Genomic DNA, 25,172 nt, shown 5'->3' with positions numbered 1-25,172 from the left:
GGAGGACCATGATGATCTACGACGCGGACGCGCGGCTGTGGCTGCTGTCCACTCCGTCCAGCGGTTACGCCGTCCGGCTCGGCTCCGACGACGCCCCGTACAACGTGCACTGGGGGCGGCGGCTGACGATCGAGCAGGCGCGCAGCCTGCCGCCGGACCGTGAGGAGCTTCCGGCCGAGGGCGCCGGACGGTTCGGCGCGGCCTCGCTCCAGATCCGGTACGGCGACGCCGTACGCGGGGTGGAGTGGCGCCACCTCGGCCACGACCTCGACACGGACATTGATACGGACGTGGGCGGTAGCGCGGGGGGCGAGGCAGGAGGCGGGCACCTGGCGATCCGGATGGCGGACCGGCACTACCCGCTGGAGATCACGCTGCACTATCGGGTGCGGTCCGGCAGTGACGCGATCGAGCGCTGGACCCGGCTGCGCAACGCGGGGAGTGAACCGGTCACCGTCCTGCGCTGCGACTCGGCGGCCTGGACGATGCCGCCGCGCGAGGGCTACAGGATGACCCATGTGGTCGGTGACTGGGGGCGGGAGTTCCAGGTCCGGCGTGGTCCCGTACCCGAGGCCGAGACGGTGTTGACGAGCAGGCGCGGGCACAGCGGCCACCAGGTGAACCCGTGGCTGATGCTCGACGCGGGCGACGCGACCGAGGACCACGGCGACGTGTGGAGCACGGCGCTCGCCTGGAGCGGGAGCTGGCGCATGACCCTCGACCGTGACCAGGACGGCCGGGCCGGATGGACCGGCGGGTTCGGCCACGAGGGGCTGACCTGGCGGCTCGAGCCGGGCGAGGAGCTCGAAACGCCCGTCTTCGCCGGCGTGTACGCGCCCGACGGTTTCGGAGGCACCAGCCGCCGCTGGCACGACCACATCCGCCGGCACGTCCTGCCCGCCCCCGACCGCGTCCGACCGGTGATCTACAACTCGTGGGAGGCGACCGAGTTCGACATCTCCGAGGCGCAGCAGATGGCGCTGGCCGACCGGGCCGCGAGCGTCGGCGTCGAGTTGTTCGTGATGGACGACGCCTGGTTCGGCGGGCGGACCGGTGATCACGCGGGGCTGGGCGACTGGTGGCCCAACCCGGACCGCTTCCCACGCGGTCTCACGCCTCTGATCGACCACGTGAAACGGCTCGGCATGAGATTCGGCATCTGGGTGGAGCCGGAGTCGGTCAACCCCGACAGCGACCTCCACCGCGCGCATCCGGAGTGGGTGCTGCACCAGCCGAACCGCGCGCGGACGGAGGTGCGCAACCAGCTGCTGCTCGACTTCTCCCGCTCCGACGTCGCCGAGTGGGCGCACGGCTGGCTGGACGACCTGGTGACCAGGAACGACATCTCCTTCCTGAAGTGGGACATGAACCGCCCCTTCACCGAGGCCGGAGACGACGTCTGGATCCCGTACATCCGGAACGTGTACGCCGTCATCGACCGGCTGCGCGCCGACCACCCGGACCTGCTCATCGAGGGGTGCGCCAGCGGCGGCGGCCGGGCCGACCTGGGGATGCTGGCCCGTACCGACCAGATCTGGACCTCCGACAACACCGACGCGCTCCAGCGGGTCGCCATCCAGCACGGCTACACGCAGATCTATCCCGCCTGCACGATGGGGGCCTGGGTCACCGACAGCCCGAACCAGATCACCGCCCGCCCGTCCCCGGTCCGCTACCGCTTCCACGTCGCGATGGCGGGAGCGCTCGGCATCGGCGGCGACCTGCGTGCCTGGAGTGAGGAGGACCTGAGCTGGGCGACGGCGCTCGTGGAGCAGTACAAGCGGATCCGGCCGATCGTGCACGGCGGCCGGATGTACCGCCTCGGGGAGGGCGCGGTGCAGTACACGCGCGGGCCGGAGACCGTGGTGTTCGTCTGGCAGCCGTCCGCCCTGCGCCGTGCCACCGCCCCGGTCCTGCTCAGGGCCCTCGATCCGGACGGGCTCTATCGCGACGAGGACACCGGGGTCGTCCACCACGGCGCCGTCCTGATGAGTCACGGCCTGCCCCGGCCGCTGCCGTTCGACACGATGAGCGAGTTGGTCCACCTCACCCGCGTGACCGCCCCGGCGACGTGACGTAAGGCGGGACGTAAGGCGGGACGTAAGGCGGGACGGCCACCGCGGGATGTGCGGGCGCCTACTGGTAGGACCCCTGGTCCGGTTCCCCGGTCGGGAACAGGACCAGGGTCGTCAGATGGGGCTGCGGTCGGCCCCCGGCGCTCCCGAGGTTCCAAGAACCGGCCGTCCCGCGCCACCGGGTCGGCCGCGTCCTCGCCCCTGGCGAGGCCTACCGGCGCCCGGGTCGCTGCAAGAAGGGCACCGAACCGCGGCGCACGCCCACGGGGCGGCAGTGATCGCCGGGAACTACCTCAGGAACTCCCGCGCACCGCGCAACCTGGTCCGCAGCTGCCGCTGAGTCCTGCCACAGTCCAACCGCACATCGATCGGCCCAGGCACGTCCGTGTCGGCGCGACGACCGAACGGCAGCCGGGCCGGATCGAATCCGTCACGCTGCGCGATAAGGCACCCGAGCTCGTAACGGCTTACCGCATCCGCTCCGGCAACGTGGTGCATCCCCGCATGGTCGGAGCGTGCCAGCTCCAGCAGGGCTGACGCCAGATCACTGACATGCACGGGGCAGCGCACATCGTCGGTGAACAACATCCCCTGTTCACGGCCAGCGGCCAGCGAGTGCACCAGGGCCTCGTGCGAAGAGCCGCCGTCCCCGACGATCAGAGACGTCCGTGCGATCAACGCCGTTGGCGTGATCACCTGCACAGCCACTTCAGCGGCCGCCTTCGCCGCCCCGTACGGAGTGATCGGATCGGGGACGCGGTCCTCGGCGTAGGTGATCGCTCTCCCGGAGAAGACGGCATCGCTGGACACGTGCACCAGGCGTCCTCCGGCCCTGGAGGTCGCGATGGCCACATGGGCGGCACCCATCGCCGTTGTCGCCCAGTCGGACTGACGGAAGGCCGCGTTGACGACTACGTCAGGGCTGAGCACACCGATCAAGTCGGCCACAGCTTCACGATCACGAACATCGAGCCGCAGCCAGTCGACGCCCGCTACTTCTCCTGGCCGGGTCAGATACGTAGCGGCCACCGCATGGCCGTCCCGCACGGACAGCCGGGCGAGTTCGCCTCCGAGAAAGCCGCTGCCGCCGACAACGATGATTCTCATGGGCGGTCACCGTAGTGGATCACGGGTGAGCCCGAGGGCCGCCCGAGTCTCAGGGTGCCGCGGAATCTCAGTGGCCGCCTGAGTCTCAGGGGCCGTTCCAGCCCGTTTCCAGGAGGTCGAAGACGGCGTCCATGGCCGCCCGAGGCTCAGGTTCGCCGGCGGCGAGGTCGGGGACCTCGAGGACGTAGCGGGCCAGGGCCCGCACCACCATGTCGGCGGGGTCATGCCCCGAGGCGTCGGCGATGGCCTGGGCGAGCGTGTCGTGACAGCGGGTCCAGAGCTCGCGCTGGTAGCCGCGGAGCGCCGGCGTGTTCATGATCAGCTCGGTGGTACGGCGCAGCTCGGGTGAGGGGTCGGTGGCGAACGGGCCGCGGGTGGCCAGGTAGGCGCGCAGGGCCCGCAGGATCGCCCCCCCGGGGGGACGGTTTCGTACCGCGGCGACCAGGCCCTCTGCCCGCTCCACGCCGTCGTCGAAGATCAGGCTTTCCTTGCCGTCGGGGAAGTAGGTGAAGACGGTCGTGACCGCGGTGTCGGCCTCCTCGGCGATCTGCGCGACGGTCACGTTGTCGTAGCCGTGTTCAAGGAACAGGCGCAGCGCGGCCTGGCGCAACGCCTGCCGGGTCTGCATCTTCTTGCGCTCGCGGCGGCCCAACGTCTCCACGGGCGGCAGCCTATCCGGATACAGAACGAGGGTGAACATGCAACGGATTCATATCCGTAGTCATTACGACTTTGAAGTCATTACGTATACAGTGACGCCGAAGCGGGCGTTCGCAGACCCAGCGCGGGAGCCCCACCGCCAACACCCCATCACGATGGGTGTCAGTGGTTTCACTTAACGCAACATGGGCTCCGCTCGGCAAGACAAGGAGGCGACATGACTACAGCGATCGTCAACGCGCGCGTGTTCGACGGAGAGCGTGTTCTGGGCGAGCAGACCGTCGTGATCGACGGGCAGGTCATCACCCGCATCGGCGGTGACGCGCCGGAGGGAGCGGAGGTGGTGGACGCGCGTGGCGCGACGCTTCTACCGGGCCTGTTCGACGCGCACGTGCACACCGACGAGGCGTCGCTGGCACTGGCCCTGCGGTTCGGGGTCACCACCGAACTGGAGATGCAGGGCACCTCGACCAAGCCGCGCAGGGGCCACATCAGCGAGAACGACGCGATGGCAGACGTGCGCTCCGCCGGGTTCGGGATCACCCCGCCGGGCGGACATCCCAGCGAGTTGTTCCCCAAGGACTTCCGTCCCGGCGGTGGCGGCCGGCCGGCCGGGGATCCCCCGGTGATGCCGTTCTCCACCACCCCGCAGGAAGCGGTCGCCTTCATCCCCAAGCTGGTCGCATCGGGTTCGGACTACATCAAGTTCATGGTGGACGACGGCTCGATCGAGGGCTGCCCGGGCCTGCCGATGCTCGACCAGGCGACGCTGGACGCCGGGGTCGCCGAGGCGCACCGGCACGGCATGCTCACCGTGGCACACGCCCTGACCGTGGACGCCACGAGAATGTCGATCGAGTCCGGGATCGGCGGGCTGGTCCACCTGTTCATGGATCGGCCACACGACGCCGAGATCATCGATCTCATCGCCGAGTCCGGCGCGTTCGTCGTACCCTGCGTGGTCCTGAACGCCTCCATGATGGGCGTCACCGGCGACGCCCTCGCCGATGACGAACGCGTGTCCTCCCGCCTGGACGAGGCGTGGATGACCACGCTGCGCAGCAGCTTCGGGCACTACCCCGAAGGAAAGCTGGAGCACGTGCTGAATTCGGTCAGGGCACTGCACGACGCGGGCGTCGACATCCTGGTCGGCACCGACGCGTCGGTGCCGATGCCGTTCCTGGGCGGCCTGGCCCACGGCGCGAGCGTCCATCACGAACTGCACTATCTCGTCCAGGCGGGCCTCACACCGGTCGAAGCGCTCACCGCGGCGACCGCCACCCCTGCCCGGCGCTTCGGCCTCGACGACCGCGGACGCATCGCCGAGGGTCTGCGCGCCGACCTGGTGCTCGTCGACGGCGATCCCACCACCACGATCTCCGACACTCTCAACACACGAGCCGTCTGGCGCCGGGGCACCCGCCTGACCGCCTGACATCGTCTACGGCACAAGCACGGTCACGTCGCGGTGGCGGCCCCGGTCTCCTGAGCCGCCACCGCGTCGAGAGCACATCGGCCGTCCCAGACCCCGGCGTCGACGATCGCCACCGCGTCCACCCACGCTCCCGCGATGAAGAGTCGCTTCGGGACCGACGCGGGCAACTCCGCCTCGGCCGCGGCCGTCGTCTGCCGGCTACAACTGTTCGCCGAGCTTGAAGCCGCGCTCGACGTCGCCCACGCGGGTATAGGAGAAGCCGTCTGCGCCGACCGTCACTGCCATCTCGCTGGTGTGCGTGCGCTCCACGACCGGCACCGGGTTGCCGTCGAGGTCGAGCACCGTCGACGCCTCGGTGTACCAGCTCGGGACGACCGGGTTACCCCACCAGTCGCGACGCTGATTGTCGTGGACGTCCCACGTGACGAGTGGGTTGTCCGGGTCGCCGGTCCAGTAGTCCTGCGTGTAGACCTCCACACGATGGCCATCCGGATCGAGAATGTAGAGGTAGAACGCGTTCGAGACACCGTGACGGCCCGGGCCGCGCTCGATCCGGTCGGAGATGCGTAGAGCGCCCATCTTGTCGCAGATCGCGATGATGTTGTGTTTCTCGTGGGTCGCGAAGGCGACATGATGCATGCGCGGGCCGTTGCCACCGGTCATCGCGGTGTCGTGCACGGTCGGCTTACGGCGCATCCACGCGGCATAGACGGTGCCTTCGGCGTCCTCGATATCCTCGGTCACCCGGAAGCCGAGATCCACCATGTGCTTCGCCGCACGCGGGACGTCCGGCGTGACCAGGTTGAAATGGTCGAGGCGCACCAGCGCACCCGGGGTGTGCAGCTCGTAGCGCCAGGCGAGGCGCTCGACGTGCTCGACCTCGTAGAAGTACTCGATCGGGAACCCGAGCGGGTCCTGGACCCGGACCGCATCGCCGATGCCCTTGACGAAGCCCTCCTTGCGGCGCTCAACGCGGCAGCCGAGCTCCGTGTAGAACGCAACCGCCTTGTCGACCTCCTCGGGAGAGCGAACGCGGTAGGCGAACGCGGCGACAGCGGCCACCGGGCCCTGACGCAACACGAGGTTGTGGTGGATGAACTCCTCAAACGTCCGCAGGTAGATCTCGTTCTCGTTCTCCTCGGTGACGACGAGACCGAGCATGTCGACGTAGAACTCACGCGACTTCTTCAGGTCGGTGACGACCAGCTCCATGTACGCGCACCGGACGATGTCAGGCGCCGGAGCCTTCGGGGTGGGGATGTCCATGGTCATGGTGCTTTCCTCGCTCATTTCTGCGTCGTGAAGGACGTGGCCGCCTCAGGTCCGCGGCCGAACCGCGGCGTGTGGGCGTCGTTCAAAGTGATGTGCACGGCCTGCTGGTCCGTGTAGAAGTCGATCGACCGGTAGCCGCCCTCGTGGCCGAGGCCGGAGGCCTTCACGCCGCCGAACGGGGTGCGCAGGTCGCGCACGTTGTTCGAGTTGAGCCAGACCATGCCCGCGTCAACGCCTTGGGAGAACGTATGGGCGCGCTTGAGATCATTCGTCCAGATATATGCCGCAAGGCCGTACTTGACGCCGTTGGCGAGCTTGAGAGCCTCCTCGTCGCTTTCGAACGGGGTGATCGCGACAACCGGGCCGAAGATCTCCTCCTGGAAGATCCGGGCGTCCGGCTGGACGTCGACGAAGACGGTCGGGGCGACATAGTTGCCCTCAAGGAAGCCCTCCGGGCGGCCTCCGCCCGCAACGAGACGGGCCTCGTTCTTGCCGATCTCGACGTAGCTCATGACCTTGTCGTAATGCTCGGGGTGCACGAGCGCACCGACCTCGGTCGCGGGGTCGTGCGGGTCGCCGACCACGATGTTCCTCGCGCGCTCGGCATAGCGCTCCACGAACTCGTCGTAGATGGATCGCTCGACGAGGATGCGGCTGCCGGCCGTGCAGCGCTCGCCGTTGAGCGAGAACACCCCGAAAACCGTCGCGTCCAGCGCCGATTCCAGGTCGGCGTCGGCGAAGACCACGGCCGGCGACTTGCCGCCGAGCTCCATGGAGAGGCCCTTGAGGTACGGCGCCGCGTTGCCGAAGATGATCTGCCCGGTGCTGCTCTCGCCGGTGAACGAGATCAGCGGCACGTCGGGGTGCTTCACCAGCGCGTCGCCGGCGTCCTCGCCGAAGCCGTTGACCAGGTTGAAGACACCGTCCGGCACGCCCGCCTCGCGGAAGATCTCCGCCCACAGCGATGCCGACAGGGGGGTGAACTCGGCGGGCTTGAGCACCACGGTGTTGCCGGCGGCCAGCGCCGGGGCGAGCTTCCAGGACTCGAGCATGAACGGCGTGTTCCACGGCGTGATGAGGCCCGCGACGCCCTTGGGCTTGCGGTTCACGTAGTTCATCTGGCGACCGGGCACCTTGTAGGTGTCGTCGCGCTGAGCGACGATCAGGTCCGCGAAGAATCGGAAGTTCTCCGCGGCGCGTTGGGCCTGGCCGAGCGCCTGCGTGATCGGAAGACCGGTGTCCCACGTCTCCAGCGCGGCGAGCCGTTTGTCCTGCGCCTCGACCAGGTCGGCCACCCGGTGCAGCACCCGCGAGCGCTGGCGGGGCGGCAGCTTCGGCCACGTACCCTCGAAGGCCCGCGTCGCTGCGGTCACCGCGAGGTCGATGTCTGCTTTCTTGCCGGCTGCGGCCTTGATGTAGACCTGGTTGGTGACGGGGTTGAGCACGTCGAAGGTGTCGCCGTCGACGCTGTCGACGAACTTTCCGTCGATGAAGTGCTGGATGCGATCTGGCAGGCCGTCGGGGGCGTGCTGACTCATGGTTGCTCCTGGGTCAGTGAGTCGGTGGATTGGGGGTCAGCGGTCGGCGTTGGAAGTGGCATGACGCTGACGGTCGGCCTGGTAGGCCAGCACCGCGTTGAGCGTGCCGAGCCTGTGGTCACGAGCCGCGAGTTCGATGGTCAGTGGTGTCTGCCCGGCCTCGAGCAGCCGTAGGAGCGCCTCGTGCTCGTCGACGGACTCCCGCGCGCGACCGGGCACGAAGCCGAAGACGGAGTCACGGAGCACGGCCAGCCGCTTCCAGCCGCGGTGGACGAGGTCGACGATGTGCGGGTTGGGGCACTCCTCGAAGAGCACCGTGTGAAAGGCGAGGTTGAGCTCAGTGAACCGCTGCGGGTCGAAGTCCTTCAGGGACTCGGCCATCTGGTCGTTGATGGCTCGAGCCCGGGCGACATGGTCGCCGGTGATGCGGGGTGCCGACAGCGCGGTCGCGGCGCCCTCCACAAGGGCGAGCGTCTGCATCGTGTGCAGGTACTCCTGCTCCTGAATGAAGGCGACCTGGGCGCCGACGTTTCGTTCGAAGGTCACCAGGCCCTCCGCCTCGAGCAGGCGTATCGCCTCGCGCACCGGAACCGTGCTGACGCCGAGCTGCCTCGCGAGGACATCGAGGACCAGGCGGTACCCGGGCGAGAACTGCCGGGTCTCGATCCGTTCGCGGATCCAGTCGTAGGCGATCTGAGACTTGCTCCTCGCCTGGGTCACGCCTGTTCCTCCCGCCAGATCCGATAGCGCTGACGCCACTCGGCGTTGAGTGGGAAGAGGCCGTCGACGGGATGGCCCTCCGCCACCCGCGCGGCGACCCAAGCGTCCTCGGCCTCCTGGTCGGCGGCTCCGGTGGCGACCTGTTCGATGAGTTGCTGCGGGATGACGACGACTCCGTCGTCGTCGCCGACCACGACATCACCGGGCACCACAGTGGTACCTCCGCAGGTGATCGTGGCGTCGACCTCCCACGGGACGTGCCGCCTCCCGAGCACGGAGGGATGAGCGGCCTGGGCGAACGTCGGAATGCCGATGGCGGCGACGGCGGCCGAGTCACGCGCGGCCCCGTCCGTGACGATCCCAGAGGCACCCAGCGTCTTCGCGCGCAGAGCGAGAACGTCGCCAACGGTGCCGGCAGTCGCGTCGCCGCGGGCCTCGATCACCAGCACCTCGCCCTCCGTGAGCGAGTCGAAGGCCCGCTTCTGAGCGTTGAAGCCGCCGCCGTGCGACTCGAACAGATCCGGTCGGTGCGCGACGAAGCGCAGGGTCCGCGCGATCCCGATCATCTTCGTCCCGGGGACCAGCGGGTGGACACCGTCGATCGAGGAGTGCGGATAGCCGAGCTTGCGCAGTTGCGCGCTGATCGTCGCCACGGCGGCCGACGAGAGCTTGTCGCGCAGTTCGTGGGTCAGGACGAACGGTGCCGGCACGGTGACACCTGCTGTCTCGGCGTCGCCCCACGCCTCGACGCGCTGCAGGTCGTCGACATGGGGCTTCGCGCCGTACTCGGCGAACGGCGTCGTCCCCTCGACCACCCTGGTGACCAGACGGCCGGTGCTGGGCGCACCGGGGGCGGTCGGCGCGTCGACCTCGACCTCCACCACGTCGCCCGGGACCGCGACGGAGGAGCCGGCCGGCGTACCGGTCAGGATGACGTCGCCGGGCTCAAGGGTGATCAGTTGGGACAGGTCGGCCACGAGCGTCCCGAACGGGAAGACCAGATCCGCAGTCGTGTCGTCCTGCCTGAGTACGCCGTTGACCCAGGTACGGACGCGCAGGGCCGTGGGGTCGACCGACGCTGCCGGGATCACCTCGGGGCCCAGCGGGGTGAACCCGTCTCCCCCCTTGTTGCGAAGGTTCGCCCCCTTGTCGACATGGCGGAGGTCGTAGACGCCCCAGTCGTTGGCGGCGGTGATCCCCGAGATCGACGCCCACCCCTCCTCGGGAGTGACCCGCCGCACCCGGGTGCCCACGATCAACGCGACCTCACCCTCGTACGCCAGGAGCTCCGTGCCGGCCGGACGCTCGATGACGTCGCCGCTCGCGGCCATCGACGAGATCGGCTTGAGGAAGAACGACGGGTACGCCGGGGTTCGCCCGCGCTGCGCGATGCGGGACGGGTAGTTCAGGTGCAGGGCGATGATCTTGCCGGGCCGTTCGATCGTGCTCACGAGGTCTCCCCGATGAACTCGGCGGCGAGCCTCTCGCTCCCGCGGGCGAGCAGTTGGACGTCGGCGCCGACGAGGATGAAGTCGGCGCCGGCGGTGAGGTACCGCTGGGCGAGCGCCGGCGCGAAGGCGTTGAGGCCGACCTTGACGCCCGCCGCTGCGGCGACCCGGAGGCAGTGCTCGACCGCGGCCACCACCTCGGGATGGTCCTGCTCGCCGAGCACCCCCATCGAGGCCGCCAGGTCGGAGGGTCCGATGAAGACGCCGTCGACTCCGGGCGTGGAGACGATCGCTTCGACGTTCCCGACCGCCTCGGCGGACTCGATCTGGAGATAGAGCGAAACGGTCTCGCGTGCGGTGCGCAGATAGTCGGGGACCCGGTTCCAGCGAGAGCCGCGCGCCAACGCGCTGCCCACTCCCCGAATGCCGCGCGGCGGGTACTCGACCGCGCTCACCATCGCCGCAGCCTGTTCCGCGGTGTCGACCATCGGGATCAGTAGGTTCTGCACGCCCAGGTCGAGGTACTGCTTGATGACGACGGGGTCGCCGACCGGCGGGCGCACGAGCGGGGTCACGGGGTAACCGTGGACGGCCTGCAGCTGGGCGAGCAGGGACTCCAGGCCGTTGGGGCTGTGCTCGGCGTCGACCAGCAGCCAGTCGAGCCCGCTACCGGCGCAGATCTCGGCGACCAGCGGACTGCCGCTGCATACCCACATGCCGATCAGTGGTCGGCGGGCCGCGGCGAGCGCCTCGCGGAAGGTCGGATCTACTCGAAGCGACACGTGATCGCCCCCAGGTCGCCGTAGTCCGCGTGGACGGTGTCGCCGCGCTCCACCCACATCGGACGGGTGAACGAACCGGCCAGGATGATCTCACCGGCCTCAAGCGTGGTCCCGTGCTGAGCGAGCTTGTTGGCGAGCCAGGCCACACCCGTGGCGGGGTGGTTGAGCACGCCCGCGGCGACCCCGGTCTCCTCGATGGTCTGGTTCTTGTAGAGCAGGGCGCTCACCCAGCGCAGGTCGACCGCGTCGACCGCGACAGGGCGCCCGCCGACGACCATCGCGCCCATCGCCGCGTTGTCGCTGATCGTGTCGACGATGGTCCGGCCCCGCAGCTCGATGTGGGAGTTGAGAATCTCCAAGGCGGGGACGACATACTTGGTGGCGTCGAGCACGTCGAACAAGGTGCAGGCCGGACCGGTGAGCGGCTTGTCCAGCACGAAGGCCAGCTCGACCTCGACGCGCACGTTGGAGTAGTTGTCGAACGGCACCACGGAACCGTTCTCGAAGACCATGTCATCGAAGATCACCCCATAGTCGGGCTCGGTGATCCCGATGGCGGCCTGCATCACCTTGGAGGTCAAGCCGATCTTGTGGCCGACGATCGTGCGGCCCGCCTCGACCCGGCGCCTCGCCCAGAGCGCCTGGACGGCGTAGGAGTCCTCGATCTCCATCCCGGGGTTGCGGGCGGACAGGAGCGGCACCACGCTCCGCTCGCGGTCGGCGGCGAGCAGCTCATCGGCGATCTGCTCGATCTGTTCTTGCTGAAGCACTGTTACGCTCCGTGATAATTGGATCTAATTGCATACATTGCGTGATTCGCCTATGTGACGACCATGAGGATCAGGACGACGTTCAGCACGGCGATGGCCACGCAGACCGCCGTACCTACGACACGTAGAGCGGGGCTGTTGGCGAAGTCCCCCATGAGGCGACGCCGGCTCGTGTACCAGACGAGCGGCACAAGCACGAACGGGATTCCTACCGAGAGCACCACCTGAGTGAGGACGAGGGCCCAGGTCGGATCGACGCCGAGCCCAAGCACGGTCAGAGCAGGGACAAGGGTCGCGAGCCGTCGCACGAGGAGGGGCACCCGGACGTGGAGAAGGCCGTCCATGACCGCCGCTCCCGCATGGCTTCCCACGGAGGTGGACGCCAACCCGGAGGCAAGCAGACCGACTCCGAAGATGAGACCCGGGACGACTCCGAGATGAGCGGTAATGGCGCGCGCAGCCCCCTGGATCGTGTCGACACCAGCCGCGCCCGGCAGAGCCGCTGCCGCGAGTAGCAGCATGGCGACATTGACGCCGCCGGCGACGACGAGAGCGGCCACGACGTCGAAGCCCGTGACCGTCAGCAGTCGCCTCGTACGTCGCGGATCGTCGCGGAAGCCATGACGATCGCGCACCAGGCCCGAGTGGAGGTAAACCGCATGTGGCATGACGGTCGCGCCGATCATCCCGGCGGCCAGTAGTACCGTAGGCGCCCCATCCAGACGGGGGACCAGGCCGCCGGCCGCACTGGACCAGTTCACGGGGCTCACCAACAAGCCGCCGGCGAATCCGATTGTGATCACCGCGAGCAGGCCGATGATGAGCATCTCGAAAGCCCGCTGGCCACGCCGGGAGTGGAATTCGAGCAAGACCATCGAGAGCACGCCCACGAGGATGCCGCCCACCAGAAGGGGCAAACCCAGCAGAATCTCAAGGGCGATCGCACCACCGATCACCTCCGCGAGATCAGTGGCAACCATGGTGACTTCGGCCTGCGCCCAATAGAGCAGACGCGCCGGTCGTGGCAGGCGGTCGCCGAGAATCTCGGGGAGCGTGCGCCCCGTGACCAGTCCCAGCTTCGCGGACAGATACTGGACGAGGACCGCCATCGCGTTCGCGAGGACGAGGACCCACACCAGCAGATAGCCGTACTCCGCCCCGGCAGACAGGTTCGCGGCGACGTTACCGGGATCGACATACGCGATCGCGGCGACGAAGGCAGGGCCAAGCAGCCGCAGCAGCTGACGCTCTGGCCGAGGGGTGACGGGAGTTCGGATGTCGGCGATCAAGGGCTCGGCAGTCATCACGTGAGCTCTGTCGCGGCCGGCCGGGCAAAGATCCGTTCGTCCGCCGCCGGCGGACCGACGCTCGCGGTCAGGTCGGCGGCGCAATCGCCGGGATCCGCCGCCGTGAGATAGGCGCCCGCGCTCTCGCCGGTCATGCGAGGCGTGCGCGGAACTTCGCGGGCCGCCACGCGTCCTGTACCGGCATCGGCACGCAGCCGGTCCGCGAGTGTCCAACCCGCTGCCGTTGTGCCGTGGGCCACGCGTGCTACCTCCCTCATGCCAGTTGGCGCGGCGCAGGCCGCAGCCGCTGCGATCGATCGTCAGGAAACGTATACGATCCGGCATCAGAATGGAACCCATTAAACCTATTCAATACATCCAATACCCCCTACACCACCCGCCGGCGACGGGAAGGCGTCCTCCATCGGCTCGATGGGCGGCGAGACGGCCCGTCCCCGGGTGACGACGCCGCGAGGACGAGGAGGACGGCATGACGGGAGCAGGGCGAGCCGACCTCGGCTCGGGAGCCGGCGCCGGAAGTCGCCTGACTTCAAGCGGCTCTTCGGGCGGTCGCGCACACGAGGCGTCTCCCCCGGGGTCACATGATTCGGACCTATTAAACATGTCTAATATGCACTACTGTGGCCGCTGCCACGTCACCTTGTGTGGGGGGGGTGCCGCTGCCTTGAACTGGAAGGTCAGGATGAATCAAAGTGCCATCGAAGCGCCCGGCGGGTTCTCCGCTGTCGGACCCGAGACGAGCGTGATGGGGCCGCCCGCCGATCTCCATGGGCTCTTCGTTCGTGAGCCGCTTCGATGACGGTGACGCAGTTCGACCCATCGCTTGAGACCGGTGCGAAAGCGCAGACGTACCTCGCACTACGTGTCGTCACGCTGCACTGGGAAGCGGCAGGAATCGTGTCCGTCATACTCGGCTCGGACGACGGCGCGGCTCTTCCGGCGTGGACGCCGGGCGCTCACGTCGACGTCGAACTGGCGCCGACCCTGGTCCGGCAGTACTCCCTCAGCGGTGATCCTGCTGACAGTTCGTCCTACCGGATCACCGTTGCTCTCGAGCAGGCCGGCCGCGGTGGGTCGAAGCACGTCCACGAGCGGCTTCGGGTCGGCGAGATCCTGAAGGTGAGTGCGCCACGCAGCACGTTTCCCTTCGTCGACGCCCCGCGCTATGTCTTCCTCGCTGGTGGCATCGGCATCACTCCATTCCTCCCGATGACGCGGCGTGCCACTGCCGAGGGGAGGCCGTGGGATCTGTATCTCGCCGTCCGTTCACGCCACGCCATCCCGTTGCGTGACGAACTCGGCGACGGCAGCGGCACCGGGACCGTTCATGTGTTCGCCTCGGACGAGGGGAAGCGCCTCAACCTGCGCGATGCCGTCGCGCGAGCGCACCCGTCGGCGGCCATCTACTGCTGCGGTCCCGAGCGGATGCTGGTCGAGGTGGAGCAGTACGCCCGCGACCTCGGGCGCGAGGTCAGAGTGGAGCGCTTCCAGGCCAAGCCGTTGAGTGAGCCGTTGCGCCAAGGGACCTTCGTGGTGCGTTGCGGGCGCTCGCAGCAGTCGGTCACGGTCGAACCCGACCAGAGCATTCTCGACGCCCTGGCGAGTGCCGGCGTCGATGTCCCGTCTTCTTGTCGCGAAGGCGTCTGTGGGACCTGCGAGTTGGCCGTGCTCAACGGCGCGGTCGACCACCGTGACTCGATCCTCACCGACGCGGAGAAGCAAGCAAACGAAACGATGATGGTCTGCGTCTCGCGGGCCCTGACCGAGGAGTTGGAACTCGATGTCTGACACGACGACAACCCACGCCACCGAAGCCGCACTCGACACGGGAACCGCCTACGGGCTGAAGCTCGGCGCGCCGCTGAACGAGCTCGCCCAGGTCGGCCCCGGCACGCCGTACGGGGAGGTGATGCGCCGGTACTGGCATCCGATCTCGAAGGTCGAGAAGGTTACTACCACCCCGCGCCGCGTCAAGGTCCTGGGCGAGGAGCTCATCCTCTTCCGCACCGGCCGTGGCGAGCCCGCCCTACTGCATCCGCGATGCATCCACCGCGGCGCCTCGCTCTACTACGGAGGGGTGGAAGAGGATGGCATCCGCTGCTGCTACCACGGCTGGGTCTTCGATCCGACGGGCCACTGCTTGGAGCAGCCATGCGAGCCCGACCTCGGCCAGCACCGCGACAAGGTCCGTCAACCCTGGTACCCGGTGCAGGAACGCTACGGACTGGTGTGGGCCTACATGGGGCCTGCGGACAAGAAGCCCGTCCTGCCCCGGTACGACGTCTTCGAGACCATCCCCGAGGGGCAGCATCTCATCGTCAACGACGCCGGCGTCGGCGGTGGTGGGCCGGAGGTGCTGGACTTCAACTGGCTGCAGCACTGGGAGAACGTGATGGACCCCTTCCACGTGCCGATCCTGCACGCGCGGTTCAGCGGCGAGCAGTTCACCCCGGAGATGGCCGTGATACCTGAGGTCACGTTCGAGTACACACCAGTCGGGGTCCGCTCGACACAGATCAGAAAGCTCGACGACAAGCGGGCGCTACGCCGGCGAACCGAGGTGATGTTCCCCAACCTCCGTGTCGTGCCCAGCCCCCGGCTCACGCCGGGCCAGACCAACCTGATCGGGTGGGTCGTGCCCGAGGACGACACCACCTTCCGCATCTTCACCCTCGCGCTCCACGAGGACCCCGACTTCCTGGTCAAGCTGCGCTCCACCTTCGGCGGCAAGCCGTGGGCCGAACTCAACGAGGAGGAGCACCGGCGCATGCCCGGTGACTACGAGGCGCAGAAGAGCCAGGGACCGATCTCCCTGCACTCCGAGGACCACCTCACCACCACTGACCAGGGCGTGGCGATGCTGCGCCGGATGATGGCCAAGCAGGTCCGTGCCGTCGCCGCCGGCAATGACCCGGTCGGCGTGATCCGCGACCCTGCCGACGAGGTCGTCAGCATCACCGGCGGCAACTTCTTCCTCACGCACGAAGAAGCGCTGGCGGAGGGACTCGTGGATGCCTAGCTCTGTCGCGCTCTTGGCCAAGTACACGCCGGCGGCTGTCACTTCCGGGACACCGCTGGCCGTGCTCGGCGTCGAGGGCGTCGTCGTCCTCGACGGCGAGGCGCACGTTCCGGCTCGGCTCGAGCATCTCTCGGCACGAGGAAAGTGGGTGCGCGACCTCCAGATACCCGATGGCACCCGCGAGGCCGTCGCCCACCTCGCACAGCGATACAGCATCGTCTGGGCTTCCGAGTGGGGACCGAACGCTCACCTCGCACTGGCCGACATTCTCGACCTCCCCGCCACCCCGTGGCCCTACCTGCCGTTGCAGTTCAACAAGCTCGCCGCTATCCGGCAGTACGCCGGCGGTCGCCCCTGGGTGTGGATCGATGACCCAGTCGTCGACCTGGACCCGCTGCCCGACGATCCAGGCGGTGTCGTCGTCCGGGTCGACCCCTCCAAGGGCCTGGTGGGCCTCGACCTATCCGCGATCGACGAGGCAGTCTTCCACGCGGCGTTTCGAAGAGCGTCTTCTCACGGAGCCTCGACGACGCAGAAGTCGTCGTAGACGGTCTGGTGGCGTCGGACGGCGTCCGCGGTGGCGGTTCGATCTCCCGCCATGATCGCGGTGACCAACTCCTCATGGATCTCGAGCCGGACCGAGGAATTGGGCGGGATGCCGTCATCGGCGACATAGAAGTCGTCGTGTGACTCCACGTACGCCAGCAGATTGAGATAGACCGTCTTCAGGACAGGGTTGGGCACGATCTCCGCGATCCGGCGGTGCAGCTGCCAGTTGGCCCGCAGGCCGGCGACCCGGTCACTCCATGTCGCGCGGAGCTGTTCGAGCATCCGGCTGAGGTCGTCGGCGTCGGCTGCGGTCCGGTGCTCGGCGGCTGCCTGTGCGACGGCAGGCTCCAGCGCGTCGATCACCCGGACGCAGTCGATCGCGGTACTTGTCACATCCTGGAGGTTCAGGAATCCGTTAGCGATCATCGCCTGCGCCGTTCTCTGGGCGATGAAGACTCCACCCTGGGGACCGGTGCGGGTCGTGATCATGCCCTTGGCCTCCAGGACACGCACCACCTCGGCGATGGTCGTCGGCGCCACCCCGAATCTGCTGGCGAGCTCCGCGCGAGTGCCGAGTCTGCTGCCCACCCGGAGCCGTCCCTCGGTGATGCCGTCTTCGATCTCGGACGCCACAGCGTCAACGGCTGAGCGCCGACGTGGAACAGCTCGTGAAACAGACATGGTGAATCCAGTATCTCAGGCCAGTGGCGTTCAAGCAGCCGACACAAGACCGACAAGCCTCACCTCTTGATCGTCAGCCGAGCGCGGACCGGACCACGGGGGCGCCCGAGTGGCTGAGCGGCGAGGGCGGCTTGAGGGAGTAGGAGGGGCCTCGGGCAGGCGGCCCCCTCCTACTCCCTGCTCCGCTGCTCAGCCCTTGGGGGAGCCGAAGACGTCCTTGAACTTGGCGGTCATGGGGTCCCAGAGGGAGGTGATCTCCTCCGGGCCGGGGATGTCGAGCAGCTTCACCTGGTCCAGCGGCACCAGCCCCTGGACCGCGGGAGCGCCGGGCATGGTGGGCAGCGCGTTGATCCCGGCGAACACCTGCTGCGCCTCCGCGGTGAACAGCCAGTTCATGAGCAGCTCGGTGGCCTCGGGGGCCGCGCCGTCCTTGAGCGCGGCGAAGTAGGTCGGGGTCGAGACGTTCCCGTCCTCCAGGGGGAAGGCGAACCCGATCGGCGCGCCCTTCGTCTTCGACGGGAAGTAGAAGTCCGACAACGTGGTCAGCAGGATGTCGAACTCGCCCCGGGCCACCGCCTGGTCGGCGATCTCCAGCGACGACTTGAACGTGACGTCCTGCGCCTTCAGCCGGTCCAGCCAGGCGTCGTCGATGGCGTGCCCGCCGTACAACCGGATGAGCGTGCCGGAGGTGGCGCTGGGCGTGGTGGCGTCGCCCGCCACGATCCGGCCCTTCCACTTGGGGTCGAGCAGGTCGGCCCACTTCTTGGGCACGTCGGCGCCGGTGACCTTCTCGGCGTTGTACTCGATGCCCCAGACCGTGGTGGTCGGCGCGTAGAAGACGCCGGAGTCCTCGCGGTAGGCCGGGTCGAGCGTCGCCGCTGTCGGCAGGTCGAGCGTCCTGAGCACGTCCTTGCGCTGGAAGTCGGGACCGCCGAGCAGGCTGCCGACATGCTTGCCGGATGAGCGTTCGGTGGAGAGCTTGGTCGACAGCTCGGGACCGTTGATCGCCAGGCCCTTGGTGGTGATCCCTGGGAAGCGCTTCTCGAACGCCTCCCACACCTTCTGGTACTGCTCCCAGCCCTGCATGTACGCGACGATCTTGGTGTCGCCGCCGTCCGTGGCCTTGGTGTAGAGGTCCTTCAGGTGGGCGGCCGTGGGCGAGTCCACCTTCAGGGGCGCGAGGTCGAGCTGGTCGGCTCCGACGGTGGTGCCCGCGGATCCGCCGCAGGCGGCCGTCAGCGCGAGCGCGCCCGCGACGGCCATGGCGGAGGCCGCCCTGAACAGGTGCTTCATCGGTTCTCCTTGAGGCGCCGGCCCACGGCGCGGGCCAGCAGAGCGAGTACGGCGAGCGCTCCCCATACGGCGAGCAGCAGCCCGAACAGGGCGGCCGCGGTGGCGGTGTCCCCCGATCGGTTCAGGTTCAGGACCTCGATCGCCACGGTGTCGACGTCAGGCGAGGCCAGAAGGAGCGGGACGGCGAGGTTGCCGGAGATGAGGATGGCGGCGACCAACCAGCCGTACCCGAAGCTGGGGATGAGCAGGCGCAGGATCAGGCCGAGGAAGGCGCGCACACGACCGGCTCCGGAGACCCTGGCGGCCTCCTCGAATTCCGGCGGGATCTGCGCGACCGACCCCTCGGCCGTACGCACCGCGACCGGGACGGCGGCGATGACCAGGCCGATCAGCATGATCCAGACGGTGGCGTAGAGCTGGTTCAGCCCGGGGACCGCGAGGAACGACCACATGATCCCCATGCCGAGCACGATCCCGGGCACCGTGACGGTCACCCAGAGGGCGCCCCCGATGTAACGGCTGACCAGACCGGGCCGCGTCCTGATCACCCAGGCGAGCACGACGCACAGGAACATGGTCACGAACCCGCCGAAGAACGCCAGGCCGAAGGTGGTGACGATCGCGTTGATCGTGTCCGGGTCGTCGAGCACTCTGCGGTAGTTGTCGAGCGTCCAGTTGTCGTAGAGCCCGAAGAAGGACTGGAAGCTGCCGATGTAGAGCTGGACCAGCGGCAGCACCAGGGCGAGCAGCGCGTGCAGCGCGATCACCGCCGTGCCCAGCCAGCGCACCGGGCCGAGCGACCACCGTTCCGTACGGTAGGACTTGCCGCTCATCGTGGTGTACCGCCGCCTGCCCAGCACCCTGGACTGCACCGCGATCAGCACCACGATGATCGCCATGAGCACCAGCGCGAGGCTGCTGGCCTCGGCGTACCGGCCACCGGCGTCACCGCTGATGTAGCGGTAGATCTCGGTGGAGAACACCCGGATCCCGGCGGGAAGCCCGATGATCTGGGGGAAGTCGAACGCCTCCAGGAAGCTCACGAACGCCATCAGCAGCGCCCCCAGCAGGGCCGGGGCGAGCAGCGGCACATGCACCCGGAAGAACGTGCGGACCTTCCCCATACCGGAGACCAGCGACGCCTCCTCCAGCGACCGGTCCATGGCCAGGAACGGCGCGAGGATCAGGAAGTAGTTGAACCCGACCGCCTTGAGCACGCACACGAAGACCAGACCGGGCCACGACGTGATGTCGACCGGCCCCTGATCCGCCCCGGTCACCGCCATGATCACCTGGTTGACGAGCCCCACCCGCGGGTTGCCGAGCATGTCCCAGGAGATCGCGAAGAACAGGTTCGGGCTGACCATGGTGAGCAGCATCAGCGGCGTCACCAGCCCGCGCAGCGGCACGTCGGTACGCGCGACCATCCAGGCGAAGACCGCCGCGATCAGCATCGACAGTATCGACACGACGCCCGCGAGCAGGACCGACTGGCCGAGCACCGCGAGCGTGCCGGGATCGGAGAGCGTCTCCACAAAGGGGCCGGCCGTCCAGGTCCCGCCGGGATCGCTGATCAGCCCGTCGTGGAACGCCGCCACGGCGATCATCGCCACCGGCCACACGAACAGCACCGTGCAGAGCACCGCCAGCGCCCACGCGCCCGGCCCGATCTGCCGCGCCCGCGCGACGAGTCGGCCGGGGAAGCGGCCGGGGAAGCGCCGCCGCACCCCGGAGTGCGGCGGCGCTCCGGCGGTCACGCGGCCACTCCCGCCGGCGTTCCGGCCCGGCCGAGCACCACGGCGTGCGCGGCGGTCAGGGCGACCGCGACCCGCTCACCGACGCCGGGGACCCCGGCGCCGTCGTCGACGTGCCCGTGGGACACGGTGAGCGGCAGCCCCTCCGCGTCCACCGTCAGTTCGGTCCGCCCGCCCAGGTAGACGGCGTCACGGACCACGGCCCGGCGTACGCCCGGCTCCTCGCCCGCGGCCCCTTCCGGAACAAGCCGCACATGCGCGGCCCGTACGGCGATCTCGACGGCGGAGCCCGACGGGCCGGGCGGCGGCCCGGCGACCCGCAGGGGCGGCCCTCCGGGAGCCGGATGGAAGGCGAACCCGGTGTCGTCGGTCTCCCCCACGGTCCCGTCGAGGAGGTTCTCGAACCCCATGAAGTCCGCGACGAACCGGTTGGCCGGTCGGGTGTAGACCTCCCGGGGTGTGCCCTCCTGCTGCACCGCGGCCTCGCTCATCACCACGACCCGGTCCGAGAGCGCCATCGCCTCTTCCTGGTCGTGCGTGACGTAGACGGCCGTGGTGCCGATCTCGCGCTGGAGCCGGCGGATCGCGGTGCGCATGCCGACCCTCAGCTTGGCGTCGAGGTTCGAGAGCGGCTCGTCGAAGAGCATGAGCCGGGGGTGCGCGGCCATCGCCCTGGCGAGCGCGATCCGCTGCTGCTGTCCGCCGGACAGCTCGCCCGGGTAGCGCCCGGCGCGGTCGGCCAGGCCGACCGCCTCCAGCATCTCGGCCACCCTGGCCCTGCGCTCGGCCGCGCCCATGCGGGCCGCGCGAAGCGGGTAGCCGACGTTGGCGCCGGCCGTCAGGTGCGGCCAGAGCGCGTAGCTCTGGAACACCATGCCGACCCGGCGCCGCTCCGGCGGCACGCATACGCCGCGCGCGGCCGAGTAGACGGTGTCGCCTCCGATGGTGATCTCACCCTCGGTCGGCGTCTCCAGGCCGGCGAGACAGCGCAGCGTGGTCGTCTTGCCACAGCCGCTGGGGCCGAGCAGCGTCAGGAACTCACCGTCGGTGATCGCCAGCTCGACGTCCCGGACCGCGGTGAAGTCTCCGAAGCGCTTCACCAGCCCGGTGATCCGGACTTCCGCCATGCCCGCTCCACTCAACCGAATAGATGTCAATTCCGTGATGTCGCGGCCCGGTGGGAGAACCGCGGTACGGCTCGTCACGTGACCCGCGACGCCGCCGGGGTGCGGCCGGTGATGCGGCCGCCGACGTCTCAGGCGACGCCCCGGGCCATGCCTTCGGGTAGGCCGACCACGCTCTTGACCTCGAGGAACTCCTCGATGCCGTAGCGTCCGCATTCGCGGCCGACGCCCGACCGCTTGTAGCCGCCGAAGGGCGCCGCCACGTTGAGCCCCGCGCCGTTGACGCTCACCATCCCGGTACGCAGGCGACGGGCCACCGCCAGCGCCCTGGCCGGGTCGGCCGACCACACCCCGCCGGACAACCCGTACTCGGAGTCGTTGGCGATGGCGACGGCCTCGTCCTCGGTGGCGTAGCTCATGATCGAGAGCACCGGGCCGAAGATCTCCTCACGCGCGATCGTCATCTCGGGGCGTACCCCCGAGAAGATCGTCGGCGTGACGTAGGCGCCCGGCCCCTCTATCGGGGTGCCGCCCACGAGGAGCCGCGCCCCCTCCGCGATCCCGGCCGAGATGTAGTCCTGGACGATCCGCTGCTGCCGCCGCGACGCCTGCGGGCCGAGCCTGGTGGCGGGATCGGACGGCGGGCCGGGAACCCAGCCGGACGCGGCCGAGACCGCGAGCCGTTCCACCTCCTCCAGCAGGTGCTCGGGGACGAGCAGCCGGGTCAGCGCGGCGCAGATCTGTCCCGCGTTCGCGAAGCACCCGCCGACCGCCTGCGGGACGACGGACGCCAGGTCCGCGTCGTCGAGCACGACGCCGGCCGACTTGCCGCCGAGTTCCAGCGTCACCTTCTTGATCGTGCGGGCGGCCAGTTCGGCCACCCGTGCTCCGGCCCGGACGGATCCGGTCAGCGTGACGACGTCGACCAGCGGATGCGCCACGAGCGCCTCCCCGGTGACCGGCCCGTCGCCCGGCACGAGGTTGAACACGCCAGGGGGCGCCCCGGCGGCCTGGACGATCTCGGCGAAGACGTAGGCGTCCAGCGGCGTCAGCTCGCTCGGCTTGAGTACCACCGTGCACCCGGCCACGAGAGCCGCGCCCACCTTGAGCGCGATCTGGTGCAGCGGGAAGTTCCACGGGGTGATCGCGGCGACGACGCCGGCGGGCTCACGCAGGACCAGGGCGCCACCGACGGACTCCTCGGCGGCGTGGTCACGCCCGGCCTTGACGATCTCGTCGAGGTCGGCCAGCGCCACGCCGAGCTGCGCCTGCCTGGCGAAGGTGATGGGCGTACCCATCTGGAGGGTGAGCAGCCCGGCCAGCTCCTCGCGCCGCTCCTCGACTCCCGCCCTGATCCGCTCGACCAGCGCGGCCCGCTCCGCCATCGGCACCTGGGACCAGCTCGCGAATGCCGCCGCGGCGGCGCGTACGGCGGCGTCGACGTCCTCGGCCGAGGCGATCGGGACCCGTCCGGCCACCTGGCCGGTGTCCGGATCGACCACGTCGAGCGTGCGGGGAGTGGCCAGGGCGTCGGAGGTGTCGTCGCCGCGCGGGGCGGTCCACGCGCCGCCGATCAGCAGGTCGTCACGCTGGATCACGGTGCCTCCAGGGGTGCGGGGCGCGGGACGCCCTCGTGGATCAGGTGCCAGGGGCCGGGGAACTCCCCGACGGGTGCCTCGACGAGCACCGGCTCGCCCGCGGTGAGCGCCTCCTTCAGCACCACCTCGAGCTCCTCGGGGCCGTTCGCGCGGGCCGCGGCGATGCCGAAGGAATCGGCGAGCTTGGCGTAGTCGGGGTTGACCAGGTCGGTGGCGAAGTAGCGGGCGCCGAAGCGGTTCTTCTGGATGCGCCGCACGTTGCCGAAGAAGCCGTCGTTGAAGACCACCGTCACCGTGGCCAGGCCGTACTTCTTCGCCGTGGAGAGCTCCTGGAGCGTCCAGGAGAAGCCGCCGTCGCCGGTGATGGAGACGACCGGCCGGTCCGGGTCCGCCGCCTTCGCGCCGAGCGCGGTGGCGAAGCCGTACCCCAGGGTGCCCTGGTAGCCGGGGGTGAGGTAGGTGCGCGGCCGGTAGACGGGAAAGCAGGTGTTGGCGGCGTAGCCGATCTGGGTCAGCTCGCTGACCAGCACTCCGTCGTCCGGAAGCGCGGCGCGGATCGCCCGGAGGTAGGCCCGCTGCGGGGCGATGTCGGCGTACTGCTCCTCCAGCCAGGCCCGCGCGGCGTCGAGCTCGGCCGTGCGGGACTCGCGGGCCACTCCGCGCAGCTCCTCGGCCAGCGCCGCGAGCGCGAGGCGCGCGTCGCCGTGCACCGCGAGGTCGGGCGTACGCGGCTCGCCCAGGTCGGCGGCCTCGGCGTTGATCAGGACCAGCCGGGCGCCGGCCGTGTTCACCTGCTCGCTGAAGGCGGTCACGAAGCGGGTGCCGACGGCGAGCACGACGTCGGCGTGCTCGCGCAGCCGGCGGAACGCCAGCGCGTCGAACGCGAGCGGGTGCCTGGCGGAGATCGCGCCGCGGCCGTTCTCGCTCACCACGACCGGTGCGTGGAGGATCTCCGCCAGCTCGCGCAGTTCCTCCGACGCGTCGGCGGCGATCACACCGCCGCCCGCGTAGATCACCGGCCGCTGGGAGCCGCGCAGCAGCTCGGCGACGGCGTCGATCAGCTTCCGGTCGGGTACGGCGGGCGCGTGCGGAGCCGCACCGGGGATCTCGACGTCGGCGGTCGCACCGAGCACGTCCGGCGGGATCTCCAGGCCGACCGGGCGGGGCCGGCCGGAGCGCAGCTCGGCGAAGGCGCGGTGGACCATGCCGGGGATGTCCTCCGGCCTGGTCGCGAGCCCGCTCCACTTGGTGAGCGAGCGCAGGATGCCGCTCTGGTCGGGGATCTCGTGCAGCGCGCCGAGCCCCCTGCCGATCGCCCCCGAATCGATCTGCCCGCTGATGTAGAGCAGCGGCGAGGAGCAGGCGTACGCCGTGGCGAGGCCGGCCAGGCCGTTCAGCATGCCCGGTCCCGGCACCACCATCGAGACGCCGGGCCGCCCGGTGGAGCGGGCGTAGCCGTCGGCCATGTAGGAGGCGGCCTGCTCATTGCGCGCGCAGGTGAAGGCGATGTCGTCGGCCACGTGGTAGAGCGCGTCCGCGGCGTGGTCGAGTTGCACGCCGGGGATGCCGAATATCTGGCTGACGCCGTTGGCCGCCAGGGAACGGGCGAGAGCCTCGCCGCCCGTCATGTTCATGGGTCTCCTTAGGGAAGTTCATCGGTCGAGGACCAGGCGCGGCGAGCGGCAGCGGGCGACGCGGATGAACATCGTGTCGCCGGCGGCTCGCGTTCAGGCTGAGAGCCGGCGCTTTTCTGCCGGTGCGCGTTCAGCGGGACATAGGTGTCCGCGCCGCGCTCACGCGCCCGGCGACCGAGCTCGACCAAGCCAGCCGTCCGCGGCGTTCTGCCGGACGCCCTCATGCCTGGTGTCAGTGTTCAGCGACAGCCGGATCGACGGCCCGTGCGCGATCTTCGTCACGAGGACGATCGAGCCCATCGCGCACCTCTTCCGAACCGAGCCGACCCCGCAAATCATGTATATGGTTATGGCTGTTCTGGGAGGGTGTCAACCATTTGTATGGTTTCTATGGATGAGGACGCGT

At 69.3% G+C, this 25,172-nt stretch carries 22 protein-coding genes; 5 read left to right on the top strand and 17 right to left on the bottom strand.

What is annotated here, in order from left to right:
• Nucleotides 1–8: 8 nt before the first annotated feature.
• Nucleotides 9–2,075, top strand: a complete 2,067-nt coding sequence (locus AB0I59_RS15240; protein ID WP_358133109.1) for an alpha-galactosidase — start codon at nt 9–11, stop codon at nt 2,073–2,075.
• Between the two features lie 288 nt (nt 2,076–2,363).
• On the opposite strand, the gene AB0I59_RS15235 is transcribed toward AB0I59_RS15240, so the two are convergent.
• Nucleotides 2,364–3,182: an SDR family oxidoreductase gene (locus AB0I59_RS15235; protein ID WP_061258519.1), complete on the bottom strand. Its 819-nt coding sequence runs from the start codon at nt 3,180–3,182 to the stop codon at nt 2,364–2,366.
• A gap of 85 nt (nt 3,183–3,267) precedes the next feature.
• Nucleotides 3,268–3,843 (bottom strand): TetR/AcrR family transcriptional regulator, encoded by a 576-nt coding sequence (locus tag AB0I59_RS15230; RefSeq protein WP_358133106.1) that lies wholly within the window; start codon nt 3,841–3,843, stop codon nt 3,268–3,270.
• A 216-nt stretch (nt 3,844–4,059) separates the two neighbouring features.
• Here AB0I59_RS15230 and AB0I59_RS15225 point away from each other — a divergent pair, with 216 nt between their 5' ends.
• Nucleotides 4,060–5,277, top strand: a complete 1,218-nt coding sequence (locus AB0I59_RS15225) for an amidohydrolase family protein (protein WP_358133103.1) — start codon at nt 4,060–4,062, stop codon at nt 5,275–5,277.
• 198 nt (nt 5,278–5,475) lie between these two features.
• Here AB0I59_RS15225 and hpaD read toward each other — a convergent pair whose 3' ends face one another.
• From hpaD to AB0I59_RS15185, 8 genes are read right to left on the bottom strand one after another with little or no spacing between them, the layout of a single operon-like run.
• Complete coding sequence (gene hpaD / locus AB0I59_RS15220; protein WP_358133100.1) at nt 5,476–6,549, bottom strand: 3,4-dihydroxyphenylacetate 2,3-dioxygenase; 1,074 nt, start codon at nt 6,547–6,549, stop codon at nt 5,476–5,478.
• Between the two features lie 14 nt (nt 6,550–6,563).
• Nucleotides 6,564–8,087, bottom strand: a complete 1,524-nt coding sequence (hpaE, locus tag AB0I59_RS15215) for a 5-carboxymethyl-2-hydroxymuconate semialdehyde dehydrogenase (RefSeq protein ID WP_358133097.1) — start codon at nt 8,085–8,087, stop codon at nt 6,564–6,566.
• A gap of 36 nt (nt 8,088–8,123) precedes the next feature.
• Nucleotides 8,124–8,807 (bottom strand): GntR family transcriptional regulator, encoded by a 684-nt coding sequence (locus AB0I59_RS15210; RefSeq protein ID WP_358133095.1) that lies wholly within the window; start codon nt 8,805–8,807, stop codon nt 8,124–8,126.
• A complete protein-coding gene (locus AB0I59_RS15205; protein ID WP_358133092.1) occupies nt 8,804–10,258 on the bottom strand; it encodes a fumarylacetoacetate hydrolase family protein in 1,455 nt (484 codons plus the stop codon). Before AB0I59_RS15205 ends, AB0I59_RS15210 begins: the two co-directional genes overlap by 4 nt.
• Entirely contained in the window at nt 10,255–11,037 is a 783-nt protein-coding gene (locus AB0I59_RS15200; RefSeq protein ID WP_358133089.1) for an HpcH/HpaI aldolase family protein, read from the bottom strand. Before AB0I59_RS15200 ends, AB0I59_RS15205 begins: the two co-directional genes overlap by 4 nt.
• A complete protein-coding gene (hpaH, locus tag AB0I59_RS15195; RefSeq protein WP_061258526.1) occupies nt 11,022–11,807 on the bottom strand; it encodes a 2-oxo-hept-4-ene-1,7-dioate hydratase in 786 nt (261 codons plus the stop codon). The genes AB0I59_RS15200 and hpaH overlap by 16 nt, the downstream gene beginning before the upstream one ends.
• Nucleotides 11,808–11,857: 50 nt before the next feature.
• Entirely contained in the window at nt 11,858–13,111 is a 1,254-nt protein-coding gene (locus AB0I59_RS15190) for an Nramp family divalent metal transporter (protein WP_358133420.1), read from the bottom strand.
• Nucleotides 13,111–13,353 (bottom strand): hypothetical protein, encoded by a 243-nt coding sequence (locus tag AB0I59_RS15185; protein ID WP_358133086.1) that lies wholly within the window; start codon nt 13,351–13,353, stop codon nt 13,111–13,113. Before AB0I59_RS15185 ends, AB0I59_RS15190 begins: the two co-directional genes overlap by 1 nt.
• A gap of 556 nt (nt 13,354–13,909) precedes the next feature.
• Here AB0I59_RS15185 and AB0I59_RS15180 point away from each other — a divergent pair.
• Genes AB0I59_RS15180 through AB0I59_RS15170 form a run of 3 tightly spaced genes read left to right on the top strand, consistent with a single transcriptional unit; the run spans nt 13,910 to nt 16,680 of the window.
• Nucleotides 13,910–14,902 (top strand): PDR/VanB family oxidoreductase, encoded by a 993-nt coding sequence (locus AB0I59_RS15180; protein ID WP_358133083.1) that lies wholly within the window; start codon nt 13,910–13,912, stop codon nt 14,900–14,902.
• The gene (locus tag AB0I59_RS15175) at nt 14,895–16,133 is read left to right on the top strand and encodes an aromatic ring-hydroxylating dioxygenase subunit alpha (RefSeq protein ID WP_228638788.1); all 1,239 of its coding nucleotides are present in this window, start codon (nt 14,895–14,897) and stop codon (nt 16,131–16,133) included. Before AB0I59_RS15180 ends, AB0I59_RS15175 begins: the two co-directional genes overlap by 8 nt.
• Nucleotides 16,134–16,146: 13 nt before the next feature.
• On the top strand, nt 16,147–16,680 hold the full coding sequence (locus tag AB0I59_RS15170) for a hypothetical protein (RefSeq protein WP_061258529.1): 534 nt from the start codon (nt 16,147–16,149) through the stop codon (nt 16,678–16,680).
• Here AB0I59_RS15170 and AB0I59_RS15165 read toward each other — a convergent pair.
• From AB0I59_RS15165 to AB0I59_RS15135, 7 genes are all read right to left on the bottom strand, one after another.
• Complete coding sequence (locus AB0I59_RS15165; protein WP_358133079.1) at nt 16,647–17,315, bottom strand: FadR/GntR family transcriptional regulator; 669 nt, start codon at nt 17,313–17,315, stop codon at nt 16,647–16,649. The two genes, AB0I59_RS15170 and AB0I59_RS15165, sit on opposite strands and share 34 nt — an antisense overlap.
• Before the next feature lie 237 nt (nt 17,316–17,552).
• Nucleotides 17,553–18,656: an ABC transporter substrate-binding protein gene (locus AB0I59_RS15160; protein ID WP_358133076.1), complete on the bottom strand. Its 1,104-nt coding sequence runs from the start codon at nt 18,654–18,656 to the stop codon at nt 17,553–17,555.
• Nucleotides 18,653–20,413 (bottom strand): ABC transporter permease, encoded by a 1,761-nt coding sequence (locus tag AB0I59_RS15155; RefSeq protein WP_358133074.1) that lies wholly within the window; start codon nt 20,411–20,413, stop codon nt 18,653–18,655. The genes AB0I59_RS15160 and AB0I59_RS15155 overlap by 4 nt, the downstream gene beginning before the upstream one ends.
• The gene (locus tag AB0I59_RS15150) at nt 20,410–21,537 is read right to left on the bottom strand and encodes an ABC transporter ATP-binding protein (RefSeq protein ID WP_358133071.1); all 1,128 of its coding nucleotides are present in this window, start codon (nt 21,535–21,537) and stop codon (nt 20,410–20,412) included. The genes AB0I59_RS15155 and AB0I59_RS15150 overlap by 4 nt, the downstream gene beginning before the upstream one ends.
• 128 nt (nt 21,538–21,665) lie before the next feature.
• A complete protein-coding gene (locus tag AB0I59_RS15145; RefSeq protein WP_358133068.1) occupies nt 21,666–23,132 on the bottom strand; it encodes an aldehyde dehydrogenase family protein in 1,467 nt (488 codons plus the stop codon).
• Nucleotides 23,129–24,766, bottom strand: coding sequence for a thiamine pyrophosphate-dependent enzyme (locus tag AB0I59_RS15140; protein ID WP_061258534.1), 1,638 nt, complete (start codon nt 24,764–24,766; stop codon nt 23,129–23,131). The genes AB0I59_RS15145 and AB0I59_RS15140 overlap by 4 nt, the downstream gene beginning before the upstream one ends.
• Before the next feature lie 159 nt (nt 24,767–24,925).
• The gene (locus AB0I59_RS15135) at nt 24,926–25,066 is read right to left on the bottom strand and encodes a hypothetical protein (RefSeq protein ID WP_358133065.1); all 141 of its coding nucleotides are present in this window, start codon (nt 25,064–25,066) and stop codon (nt 24,926–24,928) included.
• Nucleotides 25,067–25,172 lie beyond the last annotated feature (106 nt).

Source organism: Microtetraspora glauca (assembly GCF_040656155.1).
Classification (GTDB): Bacteria; Actinomycetota; Actinomycetes; order Streptosporangiales; family Streptosporangiaceae; genus Microtetraspora; species Microtetraspora glauca.
This window is presented reverse-complemented; position numbering and strand designations above follow the sequence as displayed.

Coding starts and splice junctions, on each gene's coding strand:
- AB0I59_RS15150 (WP_358133071.1), bottom strand. CDS start 21,537: ATGGCGGAAGTCCGGATCACCGGGCTGGTGAAGCGCTTCGGAGACTTC.
- AB0I59_RS15180 (WP_358133083.1), top strand. CDS start 13,910: ATGACGGTGACGCAGTTCGACCCATCGCTTGAGACCGGTGCGAAAGCG.
- AB0I59_RS15240 (WP_358133109.1), top strand. CDS start 9: ATGATGATCTACGACGCGGACGCGCGGCTGTGGCTGCTGTCCACTCCG.
- AB0I59_RS15160 (WP_358133076.1), bottom strand. CDS start 18,656: ATGAAGCACCTGTTCAGGGCGGCCTCCGCCATGGCCGTCGCGGGCGCG.
- AB0I59_RS15235 (WP_061258519.1), bottom strand. CDS start 3,182: ATGAGAATCATCGTTGTCGGCGGCAGCGGCTTTCTCGGAGGCGAACTC.
- AB0I59_RS15190 (WP_358133420.1), bottom strand. CDS start 13,111: ATGACTGCCGAGCCCTTGATCGCCGACATCCGAACTCCCGTCACCCCT.
- hpaE (WP_358133097.1), bottom strand. CDS start 8,087: ATGAGTCAGCACGCCCCCGACGGCCTGCCAGATCGCATCCAGCACTTC.
- AB0I59_RS15135 (WP_358133065.1), bottom strand. CDS start 25,066: ATGGGCTCGATCGTCCTCGTGACGAAGATCGCGCACGGGCCGTCGATC.
- AB0I59_RS15140 (WP_061258534.1), bottom strand. CDS start 24,766: ATGAACATGACGGGCGGCGAGGCTCTCGCCCGTTCCCTGGCGGCCAAC.
- AB0I59_RS15225 (WP_358133103.1), top strand. CDS start 4,060: ATGACTACAGCGATCGTCAACGCGCGCGTGTTCGACGGAGAGCGTGTT.
- hpaD (WP_358133100.1), bottom strand. CDS start 6,549: ATGACCATGGACATCCCCACCCCGAAGGCTCCGGCGCCTGACATCGTC.
- AB0I59_RS15175 (WP_228638788.1), top strand. CDS start 14,895: ATGTCTGACACGACGACAACCCACGCCACCGAAGCCGCACTCGACACG.